The organism is Salipiger sp. D13 (assembly GCF_003703915.1).
GTDB classification, from domain to species: domain Bacteria; phylum Pseudomonadota; class Alphaproteobacteria; order Rhodobacterales; family Rhodobacteraceae; genus Salipiger; species Salipiger profundus.
On sequence record NZ_ML112607.1, the window covers coordinates 1 to 19714 of the forward strand.

Genomic DNA, 19714 nt, shown 5'->3' on the forward strand with positions numbered 1-19714 from the left:
GGCTGCCGCCCGACCTGCGCCGCTGGCTGGCGCAGGCGGCGCTGCCGTGGTCGGCGGCCTCGGCGCTCCGGCTCTGGCGCCGGGCGCTGCGTGACGCCGACGGGGACCGCGAGGAGGCGGCGCAAAGGCTCTCCGAGGTCGAACGCGCCTGCCTGCGTCGCGACACCCGCCGGGTCTGGGGGCTGTCGCATCCCGATGCGCACCCCGAAGCGGCGCAGGGCACGGTCACGGGTCCGGTCTGAAATCCCAGCGGTCGGGCAGTTCCAGCCCCTCGCTCAGGTGGTCCCGAAGCGCCAGCACCGAGGCCCCGTCCCGCAACAGCCAGGGGTCCTGGGTGCGGCGCTGCCACGCCTCGACCCGCGCGCGCATGTCGCGCAGCCGCCCGGCCATCTCCGGGCGGCCGGCAAGATCATGGGCCTCCTGCGGATCGTCCCAGAGGTCGAAGAGCTCTTCGGCGGGGCGGTGGATGCGGTGCAGCATGTCCTCGGGCGCGGCACGGCGCATCGCCTCGAAGGACAGCGAGCCGTAGATGTCGGTCGAGATCGGAAACGGCAGCTGCCAGGCGACGTTGCGGTGATACTTGTAACGCCGGTCGCGCAGGAAGCGCGTCGGCCAGTAGTTCGTGACCTCGTGGAAGGTGTGCGAACCGTAGACCGCGTCCCAGCCCTCGGGCGTATCGGCCTCTGCGGCAAGCGGCAGCAGGCTGCGGCCCTCGCGCGGGTGGCCGTCGTCGGGGGCGGGGGCGTTGGCCCAGTCGAGCAGGGTGGGCAGCACATCGACGAAGCTCACCATCGCGTCCGAGCGCTGCGGCCCGGCACCGGGGCGGCGCAGGATCAGCGGCAGGTGCACGCCCGCGTCGTAGAGCGTGGTCTTGGAGTGCAGGAACGGCGCGCCGTTGTCGGACAGGAACACCACGAGCGTGTCGTCCTCGAGCCCGCGCCGCGCGAGCAGGTCGAGTACCAGCCCCACGCCGCGATCCATCCGCGCGATGGCATGGTGGTAGGCGGCAAGCTCGGCGCGCACCTCGGGCAGGTCGTCGAGGAACGGCGGAATGCTGACCGCCCCGGGGTCGAACAGCGGATCGGGTCCCTCCGGGTCGCCGAACCCCGCGCGCGAGGCATCGCGGTGCGGGTCGATGAACCCGAGCGTGAGGAAGAACGGCGTCTCGCCCGCGTCGTCGAGAAACGCCTCGGCACGGGTGGCCATCCAGTCCACGTCGCGGCCCCAGCTCTCGTCGCGCCAGCGCCACGGGTAGGTCGTGTCGGGGCCGACGTGGACCTTGCCGATGATGCCGGTGGCGTAGCCCGCCGCGTTCAGCAGCGCCGGCGCGGTCTGCACGCTGTCGAAGGTCAGGAAGTGGTGGCGGGCGTGGTTCAGCCCGTATTGCCCCGACTGGTGGGTGTGCAGCCCGGTGTAGACGGTGCTGCGGCTGCCCGAGCAGGAGGCGGTCGAGGCAAAGGCGTTCTCGAAGAGCGTGCCCCCGGCGGCGAGGCGGTCGACGTTGGGCGTGCGGGCCGTGGGGTCGCCGTAGCAGCCCGCCATCCGCCCGAGGTCGTCGGCGATCATCAGGACGATGTTGCGGCTCATGCGGACCGTCGCCTTCCCGGCGCCGCGATCGGCCCGGTCTCGCGCGGGAAGGCGGCGATCACCGCGCCCGCCGTGTCTGTGCCGGCCTGCAGCGCGTGGCCGATGTCGTGGCCCTTGGCCAGCGCCGCGAGGTAGCCCGCGTTGAAGGCATCGCCCGCGCCCACGGTGTCGAAGGGGGCGCAGGCGGCGGCGGTGGCCTCGTGCCGGCCCGAGGGCCCCGCGGCGATGGCGCCGCGCGCGCCGCATTTGACCACGATGGTGGTGTCCGAGGCGAGCGTCTCGGCCAGCGCGGTCACCGCCGCGTCGGCGGTGTCGCGGCCGGTCAGCCCGGTGATTTCCTTGTCGTTCAGCAGCAGGTGGTCCGCGGCCTCGGCGCAGGACAGCGCCTCGGCCCGGTTGCGTGGGGTCCAGCCGTCGTCGGGCCAGCCCGGGTCGATGGCGACCTCGGCGCCCTCGAGCCGCAGGTGGTCGAGCAGCGCGCGCTGGTGGCGGTGCAGCCCGGGCATCGCGAAGCCGCCCGAGATCAGCGCCAATGCCCCGTCGAGCGGCCAGCCGGCCAGCGCCTCGCGGAAGAAGCCCAGGTCGGTGCGGTCGAGATGGCCGGCGTAGGACAGGAAGCTGCGGTCGCTGTCGGGATGGGCCACGCCCACTGTGATGCCGCTGCGCCCGGGCAGCCGGGCGATGCGGTCGAGCGGGCCGTAGAACGGCTCGGCCAGCATCACCGCGAGCGCGTCGTCGCCGGTCGCCGAGACCAGCCCCGCGCGCGCGCCCAGCCGTTGCAGCACCAGCGCGGTATTGCCGGCAGAGCCCCCGGCGCGGAAATCGCAGCGGTCGACAAAGGTCTCGGTGCCCGGCTGGGGCCAGTCCGCGAGCGGCCCCATCACGAGGTCGACGTTGAGGTTGCCGAGAACGCAGATCGGACGGCTGGTCATGCGGCCTCGCCCGAGGTGATCTTGGTCGAACGCAGCGGCCGGCCCATGTCGGGCACGAGGCGGTCGGCGGCGTCGACGACGATGCGCTGCGCCACCGGAAGCGCATGCAGCGCGGCGGCCAGTCCGCACGCGGGCGGGACCGGCACGGTCAGCGCGCCCGCGACCGGCGGCAGGCCGGAGAAGTCGAGCACCACGGGGCGGAACCCGGCATCGACCAGCTCGGCGGCAAGCCCGTCGACGTTGTCGCCCTCGGGACCCTCGCCGCGAAAGAAGACCGTCGCGGTGGTCTCGTCCACCAGCTCGAAGGGGCCATGCCGGAACATGCCGGCCTCGAGCCCCAGCACCGGCACCCGCGCAAGCTCCATGAAGGCCAGCGCGATGCCGTCCGCCAGCCCCTGCAGGTTGCCGCGACCGCAGAACACTGCGGCGCGGGCTCCGGCGAGCACACCGGTGGCCTCGCGCGTGTCGGGCAGCCCGTCGGGGCCCTTCAGCGCTGTCTCGAAGCCGGGCAGGTCGGCGCCGAGCGCCTTCAGGATGGCCGCGTGCTGCGCGATGGTGATCGCCACCGACCGGGTCGCGGCATAGCTGCGCTCGGCGGGGCCATGGCCGGTGACGCAGGGCACACGCTGCCCGAGCGGGCTGTCGCAGCTGAGGGTAAGCCCGACCAGCGGCCCCTCGGGGCAGGTGTCGAGGTAGCGCAGGATCTCGCCCGAGGCGCCGGACTGCGAGGTCAGCAGCCGCACGGCGGGGCCGGGCAGCGAGGCGCGCATGTATTCCGAGATCACATGCGCCGTCGCGTCGATGCCGGCCTGCCGGTAGAACGGCTCGGCCAGCCGGTTGACCCAGTGCGAGCCGCCGATGGCGAGCAGGTGCAGCCGGCCGGTCTCGCGGATGTCGCGGGCGGCGCGGCCGGCGGCCTCGCGGGCGTTGGCAAAGGTCTTGGCGGCGTCGGGGAACTGGCGCGCCAGCTCGGCGTCGATGATGTCGAGACCGGTTTCGGTCATCAGGCTACCTCGGTCGGTTGATGGGTGATCACGGGGCGCCCCTCGGCATCGAAGAGATGCACGCGCGCGGCGTCCGGCGTCAGGTGAACGGTCTGCCCGGCGCGGCAGGGGCTGCGCCCCGGCGCCCGCGCGATGAGCGGCGTGTCGCAGATGTCGGTCTCGACATGCACGAAGGTGTCGGCCCCGAGCGCCTCGGTCAGCAGCACCCGACCCTGCCAGCGGCCGGTGCCCTCGGTGATTTCCAGATGCTCCGGGCGGATGCCGTAGGTGGCGGCGCCCTCGGCCTCGGCGACTCGGCCGGTGATGAAGTTCATCCGGGGGCTGCCGATGAAGCCCGCCACGAACTGCGAGGCGGGATGGTCGTAGAGGTCGAGCGGCGCGCCGACCTGCTCGACGTGGCCCTTGTTCAGCACCACGATCCGGTCGGCCAGCGTCATCGCCTCGACCTGGTCGTGGGTGACGTAGATCATCGTGGTGTCGGCGAGCCGCGCGTGCAGCCGGGCGATCTCGANGCGAGCCGCGCGTGCAGCCGGGCGATCTCGACCCGGGTCTCGCCGCGCAGCGCGGCGTCGAGGTTCGACAGCGGCTCGTCGAACAGGAACACGCGCGGGTTGCGGGTGATGGCGCGGCCGATGGCGACCCGCTGCCGCTGCCCGCCCGAGAGCGCGCGCGGCTTTCGCTCGAGCAACTCCTCGATCTGGAGCATCCGCGCGGCCTCGGCGACGCGCTCGGCGATCTGCGGCTTCTTCAGCTTCGCCTGCTCCAGCCCGAACGCCATGTTCTCGTAGACGCTCATGTGCGGGTAGAGCGCGTAGCTCTGGAACACCATCGACACGCCGCGCTCGGCGGGAAGCGTGTCGGTCACGTCCTCGCCGTCGATGAGCAGGTGGCCGTCGGTGATCTCTTCCAGCCCCGCGATCATCCGCAGGAGCGTGGACTTGCCGCAGCCCGAGGGGCCGACGAAGACGACGAACTCGCCCTTCTGCAGGTCCAGCGTCACGTCCGAGATGACGCGGTGCTTGCCGAAGTCCTTGTGGACGTTCTTCAGTTCAACGGTAGCCATGTCTTATCCTTTCACCGCGCCGGCGGTCAGGCCGGAGATGATCTTGCGCTGGAACACGAGCACGAGGGCCACGAGCGGCAGGGTCACGATGACCGAGGCCGCCATGATGCTGCCCCACGGGATCTCGAACTCGCTCGCCCCGGAAATCAGCGCGATGGCGACGGGCACCGTGCGCTGGGTGTCGGTCGAGAGGAACGTGAGGGCAAAGAGGAACTCGTTCCAGGCGTGAATGAAGGCCAGCAGCCCGGTGGTGACGAGCGCGGGCCAGAGCAGCGGCAGGAACACCCGCCGGATGATGGTGAGCGGGCGCGCGCCGTCCATGATCGCCGCTTCCTCGATCTCGGTGGGCAGCTTGCGCATGAAGGTGGTCAGCACCCAGACGGTGAACGGCAGGGTGAAGATCATGTAGGAGAACACGAGGCTCCAGAGCGAGTTGAAGAGCCCCATGGCGCGCACCAGCGCGAACAGCCCCGACAGCACCGCGATCTGCGGGAACATCGACACCGACAGGATCAGCAGCAACAGCTTGCCGCGGCCGCGGAAAGGCACCCGGGCCAGCGCGTAGGAGGCGGTCACCGCCAGCACCAGCGAGACCACGACGACCACGGTCGCCACGAACACCGAGTTCAGGATCTGCCGGCCGAAGACGCCCTCCTCGAAGGCGGCGCGGTAGTTGGCGAAGTCGATCACCTTGGGCAGGTAGTTGACGTCGAAGATCGCCTGCCCGCTCTCGAACGAGGTGAGGATCGCGTAGTAGAAGGGGAACACCGCCTGCGCGACGATCACGGCGACGAGCGCCCAGAAGCCCGTGCGGCGGGCCAGTTTCGCGGGGGTCATCAGCGGTCCTCCTTGCCTTCGAGGTCCATGCGCGTGGCGTAGATGAACCCGATGGTGATGATCGCCACGATCAGGAACAGCAGCGTCGAGGCGGCCGAGCCATAGGCGAACTTGTCGTAATCGAAGAGATTTTCCCGCGCGAAGAGCGACATGGTGCGGGTCGCGTCGGTGTTGGGGGTCAGCACGTAGACGATGTCGAAGACGCGCAGCGCGTCGAGCGCCCGGAACACCACGCCCACCAGCAGCGCCGGCAGCACCAGCGGCAGGGTCACGCGGCGGAACACCCGGACCGGGCCGATGCCGTCGAGCCTGGCGGCCTCGTAGATGTCGTTGGGGATCATCTGCAGCCCGGCGAGGATCAGCAGCGCCATGAACGGCGTGGTCTTCCAGATGTCGACCATCATCACGGCGGCCATGGCGGTGTCGGGCGTGGCGGTCCAGGCCACCGGCGCCGAGATCAGCCCCAGCCGCATCAGCATGTCGTTGATGATGCCGAACTGGTCGTGCAGCATCCAGCCCCAGAGCTTGGCCGAGACCACGGTGGGGATCGCCCAGGGCACCAGCACGGCGGTGCGCACGATGGCGCGGCCGGGGAACTGCGCGTTCAGCACCAGCGCGATGACGAGCCCGAAGGCGGTTTCGAAGAACACCGAGACGAAGGCGAATTTCAGGGTGTTCCAGACGGCACGCCACCAGCGGTCGTCGGCGAGCAGGCCGAGCCATTCGCCCTCGCCGTTGCCGTAGTCGAGCCACTCGAGGTAGTTGCGGAAGCCGACCCACTCGGCGCCGTCGATGTCGTTGAGCGAGGCGTCGGTGAAGCCGAACCAGATGGTCTGGGCCAGCGGGTAGAGCGCGACGGCGGCGAGCACCACCAGCATCGGCGCGAGGAACATCCAGGCCGCGCGGGTCCTCTGTCGTGTCAGGCCGGTCTTCTGGGGCATGTCGGGTCCCGGGAATTGCATGAAAGGGGGCCGCGCCCCGCCGGTCGCGGGGGGCGCGGCATGGCGCAGGCTTACCAGCCGTTGCCCTTGAGACGCTGCAGCTTCGCGTTCAGGCGGCCAATGGCGGATTTCGCCTCCATCTTGCCCGACATCACGTCATGCGCGGCGGTCCAGACCTCCGAGGAGACCTCGTTGTAGTCGGTCTTGGTGGGCGCCGCCGGGCGCACGATGGCGTTGTCGATCACCGGCTTCCAGAGCGGGATGAAGGGCTGCTTCTCGGCGATCTCCTCGTCCTCGTAGAGCGCGGTGAGGGTCGGCGGACGCGAGCTCTCGATGGCGCGGGCGCGCTGGCTTTCCTCGTTGTTGAGAAAGCGCACGAGCTCGATGGCCTCGTCCTGGTGCTGCGAGTATCTCGCCACGCCCAGGTGCGAGCCGCCGAGGATCGAGGCGCCCTCGCCGCTGTCGCCGGCGGGCAGGGTGGTGACCTCGACGCCGTCCCTGATCGGGCTGTCCTCGCCGTTGACCAGCGCGTAGGCGTAGTTCCAGTTCCGCATGAACACCGCGTTGCCGGACTGGAACACGCCGCGGGCGTCTTCCTCGGCGTAGTTCAGCACGCCGTCGGGGGCGATGTCGCCGACCCAGCCCGCCGCGAGCTCGAGCGCCGCGATGGCCTTGTCGTTCATCACGCTGATCTCGCCATCGGGCTCGACGACGTGGCCGCCGCCGTTCGAGGCGATCCATTCCATCGCGTTGCAGGTCAGCCCCTCGTAGGCGGCGCCCTGGTAGACGTAGCCCCACATCTCGTCGTTGCCGGCGTCACGCTCGGCCTGCATGATCTCCCTGGCGGTGGCGGTCAGCTCTTCCCAGGTCTCGGGAACCTCCTTGCCGTATTTCTCCAGCAGGTCGGCGCGGTAGTAGAGCGCCGGCGCGCCGAGGAACATCGGCAGAGCCACGAGCTTGCCGTCGACGGTCTGGCTTTCCACCGCCGCCGGCACGAACCGGTCGATGATGTCGGCGGTGGGCTCCGTCAGGTCGATGAAGTGATCGGCGAGCTGCGGCGCCCAGATCACGTCGAGCCGGTAGACGTCGATGTCTTCCGAACCGGCGCTCAGCCACAGCTTGAACTGCGCGAACTGGTCGGTGGTCCGCTCGGGCATCGAGACGATGTTGACGGTGTTGCCGGTCTCCTCCTCGTAGCGGTCGAGGGCTGCGCGCAGCACCTCCTGGTCCTTGCCGACGGCGCCGTGCACGATGTTGAGCTCGGTCGCCTGAAGCGCGGTGGCGCTGAGCGTGGCGGCTGCGATGCCCGCAGCCAGGGCTCTCATGGTGGTCATTCGGAACTCCCTGTTCTCGGTTCTTGTTGTCACGCCGTCCGGCAGAAGATGGGCGAGGCCCATGCCATCTGCCCGTCCGTCTGGCGCAGGCGGACGTAAAGGGTCTCCCCGGCGGCAAGCGCGCCAAGGGGCAGCCGGCCCTGCCATTGCCAGTCGGCGGGGCGGGGCAGCGGGTGGAAGCGGTAGGCGGGGCTGTCGATCGGCCCGAGGTTGCCCGAGAGCGCGCCCTCGCGCAGCCGCGCGGCGGGGATCTCGATCGACTGGCCGCAGAGCGTGGCGCGGACCGTCGCGCCCGGATCGTTGAGCCGCAGCCGCAGGGCCAGACCCTGCGTCGCCGTCGTGGAGTTGTTCGGGTTCGCCTCGGCGGTCACCGAGAAGCGCGCGGTGCCGCCGTCGAGCGTGGCCGCGGGCAGGGCGTGGCCGCTGTCGTCGCCCTCGAGCGGCGAGACCACCTCCGTGCCGCGGAAGCGCGGCTCGAGCCCGGTGATCGCGCCCCCCTCAAGGCTGATCTCTCCGGTCCAGTCGTGCGACGATCCGCGCGCCCCCCAGCCCAGTTCGAGAAACAGCAGGGTGTCGTCGTCGTGCGACACCGGCGCCGGGCAGAGCGCCGGCGAGACGCGCTGGAACAGCCGCCCGTTGCGGATCACGTCGATGCTGTCGATCTCGCCCCCGGCGATGGCCTCGACGTCGAGCGCGGCGTCCTCCGAGGGGGCGGCGATGCCGCCCTGGATGACCGGCCCGATGGCCGCGAGCAGGTGCACGTTCGGCCCGGTGAGCGCGTTGGTGTGTCGCGCGGTCATCGCCTCCCACAGCGCCGCGCGGTCCGAGCCCCGCGCGTAGGCCGCCATGCGCCCGTGACCGTAGGAGCCGGGAAAGGCGCTGTGGTGGTCGGTGTTGCCGACGATGCCGAAGACATGCCCCTGCGCCAGCCCCCATTCCATGGTCGAATGGCCGTCGACCGGCCCCATCGAGTGCAGGTAGCTGCGCGGGCTCTCCGAGGTCTCGGCGCAGCCGTGCATCGAGTTCATCTCTACGAAGGGCGACAGCGCGGCGTCGAAGGTGTCCCAGTTGATGCCCCGCGCGCCCTGCCGGTAGCCGATGTGGTGCGGAAAGGCGAGCGCCCGGCCCGGCATCTCGGCGTCGAGCGTCGCCTTCAGCTCAGCCGGGCTGTCGGCGAGATGCAGCGGCGCGCCGTCGAGGTCGCGGTAGACGATGGTGTAGTCGCCGTGTTCGCAGCCGTGGATCTCGTAGCCCGGAAAGACCGTGAAGCCGTCACCGTCGGCGGCGCGCAGCGCGTCGTAATGCGCGCTCCAGCCGTCGCGGAGCTTGGCGAAGCCCTTGACGTGGAAATCGACGATATGGGCGACCGAGGGCTCGTCGACCGGCATGTCGGGCCAGTGCGCGTGGCCTGTGATCGAGACGAAATCGAGCTGCAGCGCCGCCCGCGCCAGCGCGTCGGCAAAGCGGCCGTGGCCATAGGACAGGTCGCAGTGGTTGTGGATGTCGCCGAACAGCGGCTGCACCCCCAACCGGTCGGCGAGCGGCATCAGGCCATGGGCAAGCGTCTTGGCGGTCATAGGTAGTCCTGCGTTCGGGGGTTCACGGGGCGGCCCTGCGCGGCCATGGATTTCTGCGCGGCATGCACGATCTGCAGTGAGGCGAGCCCGTCGCGCACGCCGGCCGGGGGCGTCTCGCCGCCGATGAAGCGGCGCATGGTGCGCACCAGTTCGAGATCGGCCCCGAAATGCGAGGAGTCGTTGTCGGCGGCCGCCACCTCGAGCAGCTCGTGGCGGTTGCCGTGGTCCGAGACGAGGTCGATCTGGCCCGAGTGCCGCTCCATCCGCAGCCGGCCGTTCTCGCCGATGATCTCCAGCGTCTCCTGGTCCTCGGCGTAGGGGCCGAAGATGGTGAAGAACAGCGTCGCCACCAGCCCGTTTTCATAGCGCACCGTCACCACGGCGTGGTCGTCGATGTCCGAGCCGGGCAGGTAGACGCAGTTGTCGTTGCGGTCCTGCGGCGCGGTGGCGGTGAGCCAGCTTTCGTTGGGCACCCGGCCGACGCCCTCGGCGCGGTCGATCAGGGTCTCGTGGCGGCGGTAGGGGCAGTCGCGGTCGCATTCCGAGCAGCGCGCCGGCGCGGTCGGGTCCGGCGCGAAGATCGACGACCGCCCGCCGGTGGCGGTGACGCTGACCGCGTCGGACCCGGCGACCCAGTTCAGCACGTCGAAGTGGTGCGAGCCCTTGTCGTTGAGCGCCCCGCCCGAGGCCGCGTTGGTGCGGTGCCAGAGCTGCAGGTAGCGGGTGTAGGGAATGACCGAGCGCAGCAGCACCATGCGCGGCGCGCCTGTGGCGTCGGTGCGGGCGATGCCGATGCTCTCGATCCATGGCCGTTCGTAGCGGCGTGTGAAGCCCATCATGATCGGCTGGCCGGTCTCGGCCTCGATCTCGACGATTGCCTCGGCGTCGGCAAGATCCACCGAGATCGGCTTGTCGAGATAGACCCGCTTGCCGGCCCGCGCTGCCGCCCGCACGGGGGCGAGATGGGCGTTGGTGTGGGTGGTGACCAGCACGAGGTCGACCGCCGGGTCGCGCACCGCCGCCTCGAGGTCGGGGGCCACGCGCACCCGGTGATCGAGCCCCGCGTCGGCGTAGATGCCGTCGAGATGGCGCGCCGCCAGCGTGGCGCGGTCCTCCAGCCGGTCCTGCACGCAGACCACCCGGAAGCCGGTCTCGCGGGCGAGCTCGGCCATGCGGCTGCCGACGTAGTAGACCCCGCGCTCGCCCGCGCCGATGATGGCGACCCCGATGGTCTCCGTGTCGGATCCGGCGGGCGCGGGACGCTCGGCGGTGGTGCTGGATACGGATGGCATGGACGCTCCCGACTCGTTGATTCGAAGTCAGGGTAGGTGAGTATAATTTCCGCTGGAATATGAGTTATACTCACTCCGTGAGGTCGGCCACGCTCCCGAAGTCGAGCCGGTGCAGCGGCAGGTAGTGGGTGTCGGGCTCGGTCGTATCGTCCTCGAGACGCGACAGGATCACCGCCTCGAAGCGGTCGATCTTCTCGGCGTCGCGATTGCCGACGACGTCGAAGCTGTTGAGGTGCTCGGGCCCGAAATCGACGCTTCCGAGCAGGATGACCGACAGGTCGCGCCCGCCCAGAAGTCCGAGCCGCGACAGCGCGCTGTCGAGGACCAGCCCGTCGACCAGCCCCCAGAGCACCAGCGCGGTGAAGGGCAGGCGGCCGTCGGGGTCGCGCTGGCTTTCGAGCGCGCGCACGATCCGGTCCGAGGTGTAGTCGCCCGGCAGCGCGTCGAGCTCGATCAGCCAGCCGCCGCCGGGCATGGCCTCGCCGAGCCGCCGGTATTCGCGCCGCGCCATGGCGATCTGCCGCGCCGGGTGTCCCGAGGTCAGGAAGGCGATGCGCGCGTGGCCCTTCTCGCGCAGGCGGCGCATCGCCACCACGAGCGCCTCGCGCCAGTTGGTGCCGATGGCGTCGATCCCGACGCCGGTGGTCGAGATCCCGTCGACCACCACCGAATCCGCGTGTTCGGCGAGGCTGGCGAGAAACGGCAGCTGCAGCGGTTCGAAATGCACCTGCACGAGGCACACCCGGAAACGCCCGAGCCGCGACAGCACCGACAGCGCGTGGGCGTCGTCGGAAAAGCCCAGCAGCATCACCCGCAGGTCCCGCGCGCGCAGGCGGGTCTCGAGCTCCATCAGCAGGTTGCGGGCCAGCCGGCTGGCCGAGATCCGGTAGAGGATCAGCACGTCGGCCTCCCAGGCCTGCGCGCGCGTGGCGGGTTCGGTGACCACGATCCCGGCGCCGCGGCGCACCTGCAGACGGCCCTCGGCGATGAAGGGGGCAAGCGCGGCCTCGACGGTGCGCTGCGCCGTGCGGAAGCGTTTCATCATCTCGCGGACGGTCGGCAGCCGCTCGCCCGGCTCGCGCCGGGCGATCTCTTCGGCGATATGGCGCGATATCTCTTCGGTGCGGCTCATGGGCTCCTGCCTTCGGCGCAACATGAGCACGCGCGCGGCGCCGCTTCAATGCGGACGCCGCGACGGGGTGCCCGCCGTGCCGTGGCGGCCCCGGGGCCGGGGCTCATTCCGCCGGCTGTGGTCTGGGCGAGGGCAGGCTGCGCCGGTCGCGCTTTTCCCGCAGCATGAGCATCGCCGGTGTCACCACCAGCGTGAGCACCGTGGCGATGACCAGCCCGCCCGCGATGGCGCTCGACAGCTCGGTCCAGTATTGCGTCGAGGGCGCGCCGAAGACGATCTCGCGGCCGATGAAGTTGATGTTCATGCCCAGAACCATCGGCATCAGTCCGAGCGCCGTGGTGATCGAGGTCAGCACCACCGGGCGCAGACGCTGCGCCCCGGTCCTGAGCGCCGCCTCGAGCGGCGACAGGCCCTCCTTGCGCAGGTCGTTGTAGGCGTCGATCAGGACGATGTTGTTGTTCACCACGATCCCGGCCAGCGCGATCACCCCGACACCGCCCATGACGATGCCGAAGGGCCGCCCGGTGATGACGAGCCCCAGCAGCACCCCGCCGATCGAGAAGACGATGGCGCTCATCACCACGAACGACTGGAAGATGCTGTTGAACTGCACCACGAGGATCAGGAACATCAGCACGATGGCCGAGACGAAGGCGATGGCGAGGAAGGTCATCGACTCCTGCTGGTCCTCGGCCTCGCCGGCGAACTCGTAGCTCGCGCTCTCGGGCAGGTCGGCCCGCTCGAGCTCGGCGCGCAGGGCGGTGACCTGGTCGTTGACCAGCAGGCCGGGCGCGACATTCGCCTCGATGGTGGTGACGCGCTGCTCGTCGATGCGCCGGATGACACCGACGCGTTCGACCGGTTCGAAGGTGACGAAGTTCGAGATCGGCACGAGCCCCGCCGAGGTGGGCACGCGCAGGTTGGTGAGCTCCGACAGCGACCGCGAGTCGTTGGGGAAGCGCACCCGCACGTCGAGCTCGCCGTCGGCATCCGGCGGCCGGTAGTCGGTCACGGTGATGCCCTGCGTGAGCAGCTGGACCGCCTGCCCCAGCAGGCTGACATCGGCGCCGAAGCGCGCCGCCTCGGCGCGGTCGACGTTGATCGCCACCTCGACGCCGGGCAGCGGCCGGGTGTCGGTGACGTCGGTGAAGCCGCCGACCCGCTCCATCGCCGCGAGCACCGCGTCGACCGAGGCGCTCTGCGCGTCGAAGCCGTCCGCCGAGACCCGCAGGTTCACCGGCTTGCCGCTGGAGGGGCCGCCGCTCTCGGTCTCGACCTGCACGTCGATGCCGGCGATGTCGGCCATCTTCGTGCGGATTTCGGCGCCGATCTCGTCGGCGGTGCGGCGCTCCTGCCAGTCGACGAGATCGAGCTGGATGGTGCCGATCACGTCCTCTTCGCCGCCGCCGGCGCTCATGGTCGAGCGGGCGTAGATGCTCTCGATGCCGCCGGTGCCGACCAGCCGGTCCTCGACCTTGCGGACGAGGTCGTCGCGCTCGTAGATCGAGAGGTTGTCGCGGGCCCGGACCTGCACCTGCATGAACTCGGGCTCGACCGACGGGAAGAACGAGATGCCGCGTCCGAACTGGCCGTAGAGCGCGAAGCCGCCGAGCAGCAGCGCCAGCGCCAGCACCACGGTGGTCCATGGGCGCAGGATGGCGCGTTCGAGCAGCCGCACGTAGGCGCCGGTCACGCCGGGGATGCGGCGCGGATCTCCGCGTTCGGCAGCGTGCAGCGCGGCCTTGGCGCGCGCGGTCTGCGGCTGGTTGCGGCCGATCACGCCGCCGAGCACGGGAATGAAGATCAGCGCCATGAAGAGCGAGGCGCCGAGCGTCAGGATCACGGTGATCGGCAGGTATTTCATGAACTGCCCGATGAGCCCGGTCCAGAACAGCAGCGGGAAGAAGACCGACAGCGTGGTCGCGGTCGAGGCGATGATCGGCCACGCCATGCGCTTGGCGGCATGGGCATAGGCGGTCTTGGGGCTGTCGCCCTCCTGCAGGCGGCGGTCGGCGAGCTCGACGGTGACGATGGCGCCGTCGACCAGCATGCCGACCACGAGGATCAGCGCGAAGAGCACCACGATGTTCATGGTGTAGCCCATCGCCCAGATGATCGCGACGCCGGCAAGGAATGCGCCGGGGATCGACAGCCCGACGAGGATCGCCGAGCGGAAGCCGAGCGCGAAGACGATGACGATCATCACCAGCATGATGGCGGCCATGACGTTGGCCTCGAGGTCCGACAGCAGCGTCTTCACCTGCTCGGACTGGTCCTGCAGGTAGGTGACGCGCAGGCTTTCGGGCCAGTCGCCGCGCATCTCGTCGATGACCTGCTTGGTGGCGGCGACCGTGTCGATGATGTTGGCGCCCGACCGCTTGGTGACCTCCAGCGCAAGCGAGGGCTGGCCGTCGATGCGCGCGTAGCCGGTCGGGTCCTCGAAGGTGCGGCGCACGGTGGCCACGTCGCCGAAGGTGACGACGGTGGTGCCGTCGACCTTCACCGGCATCGCCATCACGTCCTCGAGGTTCTCGATCAGGCCGGGCACCTTCAGCACGATGCGCCCGCCGCCGGTCTCGATGGCGCCCGCCGCGATCAGCTGGTTGTTGCGTTGCAGCTGGCTGGTCAGCGTCTCGAAGCTGAGGTTGTAGGTCTGGAACACCGTGGGGTCGATCAGCACCTCGAGGAATTCCTCGCGCGCGCCGCCGATATCCACCTCGAGCACGCCGGGAAGCGCCTCGAGCTCGTCCTGCACCGTCTCGGCGATGTCGTTGAGCGTCCGCTCGGGCAGCGGCCCCGACAGAACGGCGGTGATGATCGGGAACAGTGCGGTGTTGATCTCGGTGACGTTGAGCGTCGTGGCGTCGGCGGGCAGGTCGCCCTGCACGGTGTCGGCGGCCTCGCGCACCTTGTCGAGCGCCTCGTCGATGTCGCCGCCGGCTGCGAACTCGAGCTGCACGCTTGCAAAGCCCTCGGTGGCCTCGGCCGACATCTTCTCGAGCCCCTCGATGGCGCCGAACTCGGCCTCCATCGGCTCGATCAGCAGCCGTTCCGCATCCGAGGGGCTGATGCCGTCGAGCGTGGTGCTGACGTAGACCAGCGGCAGCGGCACCTCGGGGTTCGCCTCCTTGGGGATCGAGACATAGGCCACGGCCCCGAAGGTGAGGATCATCACCAGCAGGATCATCATGGCCCGGCCACGGGAAAAGGCGGCGTCGATCAGGCTGTTCACGGGTTCTCCTCCGCGACCTCGCGCGGGATCCCGGGGGGCGCCTCGGAGACGTCCTCGGCCTCCTCGTCCTGCGGCTCGGCGCGGACCTCCTCGCCGTCACGCACGAAGCCCTGGCCGACGGTGATGATGGTGACCTCGTCCTCGAGCCCGGTGACCCAGACGCTGTCGATCTCGGTCTTCACGATGCGGATCGGATGGAAGACGACCTGCCCGTCGACGACGGTCTTCACCCCGAGCTGCCCGGATTCGTCGAGCGAGATGATCGAGGGCGCGACCCGGTGGGCCGTGGCCTCGCCGGTGGGGATCGTGACCTGCGCCGACACGCCCGCCGGCACCTCGCCGTCGGGGTTGGGCACCTCGATCTCGGTCAGGAAGGTGCGGGTCTCCGAGGCCGCCGCCGCGCCCACGAAGCTCACCCGGCCCTCGCGGGTCTGGCCGGTGATGAAGCGCACCTGCGCGCTCTGGCCCTCGCGGATTCGGCTCAGCGCCTGTTGCGGCACCTGGATCGCGACGGTCAGCGGATCGTTGTCGACGATGCGGGCGATGGTGGCGCCGGCCTGCACGTATTCGCCCTCGCTCGCGGGCATGGTCTCGACGCGGCCGCCGAAGGGGGCCTCGACCACGAGGTTGTCGATGGCCTCCTCGGCGCTCGCGACATCGGCCTCGGCGGCGGCCAGCGCGGCGCGGGCATCCGACAGCCGGTCGTTCGTCGCCACGCCACGCTCGAGCAGCTCGGTGGCGTTGTCGAACTCGCGCTGCGCGTTGGCGCGCTGCTCCTGCGCCTGGGTGAGCGCGGCCTCGGCGCGGCCGGAGTTGAGCCGTGCCAGAACGTCGCCCGCCGCGACCCGGTCGCCCTTGGCAAACGGCATCTCGATCACCGTGCCGGCGGTCTCGGCGATGACGTCGGTGTCGCGGTCGGGCAGGGCCTGACCCTCGGCGCGGTAGTTCAGCGTGACCGGCTCGGCCTGCGAGCGCGAGACCATGACCGACGGCGGCAGCGGCTCTTCGGCGGCGGTCTGCTCCGCGGGCTCGGACCCTGGAAATATGAAGCCGCTGCCCATCCAGAGGACGATGGCGGCCACCAGGAAGAGCGCGATCCAGAAAGGCCGGGACGAGCCTCGGTCGGTTTCGAACCGCAGCGTCTCGGGCGGTGCATCGTTGGCGGGCTGGTCGGTCATGCTCGGGGGTCTCTCGCTCATGCAGGCGTGATCGGATCGGTTTCGGGTGTGCCTTTACCTACCGACCGTCGGTCTGTAATCAAGGCTGCAACTGCCGGAGAACATAATCGTGAACGTCAGACGGTCCAGAATGTCCGCCGAAGATCGCAGGACCGCGATCCTCGATGCCGCCACCGGCCTGCTCTCGACCCACCCGTGGGAAGAGGTGACGGTGGCCCTGCTGCTCGAGGCGGCGGGGATCTCGAAGGGCGGCTTCTACCACCATTTCACCTCCAAGGACGACGTGCTCGCGGCGGTGCTGCTGCGCCTCTCCGATGCCTGCACCGCCGCCGGGCAGACCGTGTACGACCGTAGCGAGGGCGACGCGGTGGCGCGCTTCACGGCCTATCTCGCCGGCACCACCCGCTGGGAGCTGGGGCAGGCCGACAAGATCATGGGGGTCATCCGGATCGCGCTGATGGAGGGCAACGAGACGATCTTCCTCGGGCTCGAACAGGAGGCCCGGCGCCGCGCCACGCCGCTGATGCGCAGGCTCGTGACCGAGGGCGTGGCCGAGGGGGTCTTCGACGTGATCGACATCGACATGACGGTCGATCTGCTGCAGCACGCCTGGCGGATGCGCTGGGTGGTGCTGGCGCAGGCCCGCCGACGCTGCGCAAGGGGCGACCCGGAGGGCGGCCGCGCCATGCTGGAAGAGCGGCTGCGGCTCGAGGAGCTGATGACCAACCGGCTGCTCGGCTGCCGGGAAACCGCGGTGCGGATGCCCGCGTCCGGGGAATTTTCCGACTTCCTGAATTCGGCCTGACCGCGGCCCCGACAACGACCGCATCGCCAGTGACCGGGCGCCTGCCATGACGGCGGGCGTCTTTCCCGGCGCATGCCCGGTCTTTCCATGCCCCGATCCCGCTCACGCCTCCGGCACCGGCCCCGCATCTGCGGGCCGCCGGAGACAAGTGTTGACGCTCGCAAATCGCAGCGCTACGAAATGGGTGGGAGGATCACAAGATGACAGCAAGAGACCGCGTGCCGCGCCCCCTCGAAAGCCTGCGAAGCCAGAGGTGGTTCGCGTCCGAGGACATCCGGGGCTTTGCGCATCGTCAGCGGACGCAGCAGATGGGCATGCGGCGCGAAGAGTTCATGGGCAAACCCGTCATCGCGATCCTCAACACCTGGAGCGACGTGAGCCCCTGCCACGCGCATCTGCGCGACCGCGCCGAGGCGGTGAAACGCGGTGTCTGGCAGGCCGGGGGCTACCCGATCGAGCTGCCCTGCCTGTCGGTCGGCGAGGTGATGGTGAAACCCACGACCATGCTCTACCGCAACTTCCTCGCGATGGAGGCGGAAGAACAGCTGCGCTCGCACCCGGTGGACGGCTGCGTTCTGCTCGGCGGCTGCGACAAGTCCACGCCCGGGCTGCTGATGGGCGCGATCTCGATGGACCTCCCGACGATCTTCTGCCCGGCGGGGCCGATGTCGAGCGGCCGCTGGCGCGGCCATGTCACCGGCGCGGGCACCCACACCAAGAAATACTGGAACGACCTCCAGACCGGCAAGATCAGCCGCGACGACTGGATCGACCTCGAAAGCCGCATGACCCGGTCGAACGGCACCTGCAACACCATGGGCACGGCGTCGACCATGACCTCGATCGTCGACGCCATGGGGCTGACCCGCACCGGGGCGTCCTCGGTCCCCGCGACCGACTCCGGCCACCCGCGGCTCGCCTCGTGGTGCGGCTCCCGCGCCGTCGAGATGGTCTGGGAGGACCTGAAGCCCTCCGACATCCTGACCCCGGCGAGCCTGCGCAACGGGCTCGCGACCTACATGGCGCTCGGCGGGTCGACCAACGCCGCGATCCACCTTGCCGCCATGGCCCGCCGCGCGGGGCTCGGCCTCACGCTCGAGGACATGGACGCCGCCGCCCGCGAGATCCCGGTGCTGGCCAACCTCTTCCCGTCGGGCGAATACCTGATGGAGGACTTCTATTTCGCCGGCGGACTGCCGGCGCTGCTGGCCCGGCTCGGCGACCGCATCGACCGGAGCGCCACCACGATCGAGGGCCGCACGCTGGGCGACGCCATGGCCGGGGCGGAGTGCTACGACGACGACGTGATCCGGCCGATGGAGAACCCGGTCATTCCGCTCTCGGCGGGGCGCACGCTGGTCCTGCTGCGCGGCAACCTCGCGCCGGACGGCGCCATCATGAAGACCTCGGCGGCGGACGCCGCGCGGCTGCGGCACAGTGGCCCGGCGCTGGTGTTCGAGGACCCAGGCGACATGGCGCGCCGGATCAACGCGCCCGATCTCGACGTCACTGAGGACACGGTGCTGGTGCTGCGCAATTCGGGGCCGGTCGGCGGGCCGGGCATGCCGGAATGGGGCAACCTGCCGATACCGACGAAGCTGCTCAAGGCCGGGGTGACCGACATGGTGCGGATCTCGGACGGGCGGATGAGCGGCACCCATTACGGCACCTGCATCCTGCATGTTTCGCCCGAGGCCGCGGTGGGAGGCCCGCTCGCGCTGCTGCAGACCGGCGACACGGTGGTGCTCGACGCCGAGGCCGGTCGCCTCGACATGGATGTGCCCGACGCCGAGCTCGACCGCCGCCGGGCGGCGTGGCAACGGCCTGCATCGCCCTACACGCGCAGCTTCACGGCGCTCTACCAGCGCCACGTGAGCCAGGCGCACGAGGGCTGCGATTTCGATTTCCTGGAGGGCACCGACCCGGTCCCGGAACCGCCGATCTACTGAGCCCGAGCTACCGAGCCCGATCTACCGAGGAAGAGGAGACCTCATCATGGACATCACGAACCCCTTCAAGGCGCGGCTCAGGGCCGGCGGCGCGGTGCCGCTGGGAACCTGGCTCATGTCCGGCACGCCCTCGACGGCCGAGGCGCTCGGCCATGCGGGCTTCGATTTCCTCGTGCTCGACATGGAGCACGTGCCGATCGAGATCGGCCAGACCGCCGACATCCTCCGGGCCATCGCCCTGACCCCGGCGCGCGCGCTGGTGCGGCTGCCGTGGAACGACCCGGTGACCGTCAAGCGGGTGCTCGACGCCGGGGCGGAGTCGATCATGCTGCCCTTCGTGCAGACCGCCGAAGAGGCCCGCGCCGCCGTGTCCGCGGCGAAATACCCGCCGCTCGGCACGCGCGGGGTGGCCGCAGTGCATCGCTCCTCGGGCTACGGCGCGGCGACCGACTACCTGCAGCGGGCGAACGACGAGACCTGCGTCATCGTGCAGCTCGAGACCCCGGAAGCGCTTGCGAACATGGCGGAGATCGCCGCCGTGCCGGGGCTCGACGGCATCTTCATCGGACCGGGCGACATGGCGGCGTCGATGGGGTTCATCGGTCAGATCGGCCGGGCGGAGGTGCAGGAGACGCTGGCCGACGCCGGACGTCGCGCCGGCGAGCTGGGCATTCCCATCGGCATCGTCGGCGCCACGCCCGAGATGGTCGGGTCCTACATCGGGATGGGCTATTCCTTTGCCGCCATCGCCTCGGATCTCGCCATGATGTCGGGCCGGGCGCGGGAGGTGCTGGGCGCGCTCGGGGCCGATGCCGCTGCCGCGGCGCCCGCCGGAAGCTCGGCCTACTGAC

16 protein-coding genes and 1 pseudogene are annotated in these 19714 nt (G+C 70.2%); 4 read left to right on the forward strand and 13 right to left on the reverse strand.

The window, feature by feature from the left end; genetic code table 11:
* The coding region (locus tag D6860_RS16755) for a DUF6525 family protein (protein WP_371683200.1) at nt 1-242 on the forward strand (242 nt) is incomplete at its 5' end.
* On the opposite strand, the gene D6860_RS16760 is transcribed toward D6860_RS16755, so the two are convergent.
* The 13 genes and pseudogenes from D6860_RS16760 to D6860_RS16815 form a co-directional block, all read right to left on the reverse strand.
* Nucleotides 226-1587, reverse strand: coding sequence for a sulfatase family protein (locus D6860_RS16760; RefSeq protein WP_076625636.1), 1362 nt, complete (start codon nt 1585-1587; stop codon nt 226-228). The two genes, D6860_RS16755 and D6860_RS16760, sit on opposite strands and share 17 nt — an antisense overlap.
* Entirely contained in the window at nt 1584-2519 is a 936-nt protein-coding gene (locus D6860_RS16765; RefSeq protein ID WP_076625637.1) for a carbohydrate kinase family protein, read from the reverse strand. The genes D6860_RS16760 and D6860_RS16765 overlap by 4 nt, the downstream gene beginning before the upstream one ends.
* Nucleotides 2516-3523, reverse strand: coding sequence for an SIS domain-containing protein (locus D6860_RS16770; RefSeq protein ID WP_076625639.1), 1008 nt, complete (start codon nt 3521-3523; stop codon nt 2516-2518). The genes D6860_RS16765 and D6860_RS16770 overlap by 4 nt, the downstream gene beginning before the upstream one ends.
* Nucleotides 3523-4034, reverse strand: a 512-nt coding sequence (locus tag D6860_RS25745; RefSeq protein WP_254681418.1) for an ABC transporter ATP-binding protein, incomplete at its 5' end; no start/stop codon positions are given. The genes D6860_RS16770 and D6860_RS25745, both read right to left, overlap by 1 nt.
* Before the next feature lies 1 nt (nt 4035).
* Nucleotides 4036-4586 (reverse strand): annotated as a pseudogene (locus D6860_RS25750) (ABC transporter ATP-binding protein); the annotation flags it as partial.
* A 3-nt stretch (nt 4587-4589) separates the two neighbouring features.
* The gene (locus D6860_RS16780) at nt 4590-5423 is read right to left on the reverse strand and encodes a carbohydrate ABC transporter permease (RefSeq protein ID WP_076625642.1); all 834 of its coding nucleotides are present in this window, start codon (nt 5421-5423) and stop codon (nt 4590-4592) included.
* Nucleotides 5423-6364 (reverse strand): carbohydrate ABC transporter permease, encoded by a 942-nt coding sequence (locus D6860_RS16785; protein WP_237218907.1) that lies wholly within the window; start codon nt 6362-6364, stop codon nt 5423-5425. Before D6860_RS16785 ends, D6860_RS16780 begins: the two co-directional genes overlap by 1 nt.
* Nucleotides 6365-6435: 71 nt before the next feature.
* The gene (locus D6860_RS16790; protein ID WP_076625718.1) at nt 6436-7698 is read right to left on the reverse strand and encodes an ABC transporter substrate-binding protein; all 1263 of its coding nucleotides are present in this window, start codon (nt 7696-7698) and stop codon (nt 6436-6438) included.
* Between the two features lie 29 nt (nt 7699-7727).
* A complete protein-coding gene (locus tag D6860_RS16795) occupies nt 7728-9275 on the reverse strand; it encodes a CehA/McbA family metallohydrolase domain-containing protein (RefSeq protein WP_076625645.1) in 1548 nt (515 codons plus the stop codon).
* Nucleotides 9272-10567: a Gfo/Idh/MocA family protein gene (locus D6860_RS16800; RefSeq protein WP_076625647.1), complete on the reverse strand. Its 1296-nt coding sequence runs from the start codon at nt 10565-10567 to the stop codon at nt 9272-9274. The genes D6860_RS16795 and D6860_RS16800 overlap by 4 nt, the downstream gene beginning before the upstream one ends.
* A gap of 70 nt (nt 10568-10637) precedes the next feature.
* Nucleotides 10638-11699 carry a GntR family transcriptional regulator gene (locus tag D6860_RS16805; RefSeq protein WP_017468383.1) on the reverse strand — a complete coding sequence of 354 codons (1062 nt, stop codon included), beginning with the start codon at nt 11697-11699 and terminating at the stop codon, nt 10638-10640.
* Nucleotides 11700-11802: 103 nt separating this feature from the next.
* Nucleotides 11803-14931 carry an efflux RND transporter permease subunit gene (locus D6860_RS16810; protein WP_076625649.1) on the reverse strand — a complete coding sequence of 1043 codons (3129 nt, stop codon included), beginning with the start codon at nt 14929-14931 and terminating at the stop codon, nt 11803-11805.
* Nucleotides 14928-16109, reverse strand: a complete 1182-nt coding sequence (locus tag D6860_RS16815; protein WP_076625651.1) for an efflux RND transporter periplasmic adaptor subunit — start codon at nt 16107-16109, stop codon at nt 14928-14930. Before D6860_RS16815 ends, D6860_RS16810 begins: the two co-directional genes overlap by 4 nt.
* Nucleotides 16110-16239: 130 nt before the next feature.
* Between D6860_RS16815 and D6860_RS16820 the strand changes: the two genes are divergently transcribed.
* From D6860_RS16820 to D6860_RS16830, 3 genes are all read left to right on the forward strand, one after another.
* Complete coding sequence (locus D6860_RS16820; RefSeq protein ID WP_076625653.1) at nt 16240-16914, forward strand: TetR/AcrR family transcriptional regulator; 675 nt, start codon at nt 16240-16242, stop codon at nt 16912-16914.
* 200 nt (nt 16915-17114) lie between these two features.
* Complete coding sequence (gene araD / locus D6860_RS16825; RefSeq protein WP_076625655.1) at nt 17115-18863, forward strand: L-arabinonate dehydratase; 1749 nt, start codon at nt 17115-17117, stop codon at nt 18861-18863.
* A 46-nt stretch (nt 18864-18909) separates the two neighbouring features.
* Nucleotides 18910-19713, forward strand: a complete 804-nt coding sequence (locus D6860_RS16830) for an HpcH/HpaI aldolase family protein (RefSeq protein ID WP_076625656.1) — start codon at nt 18910-18912, stop codon at nt 19711-19713.
* Nucleotide 19714 lies beyond the last annotated feature (1 nt).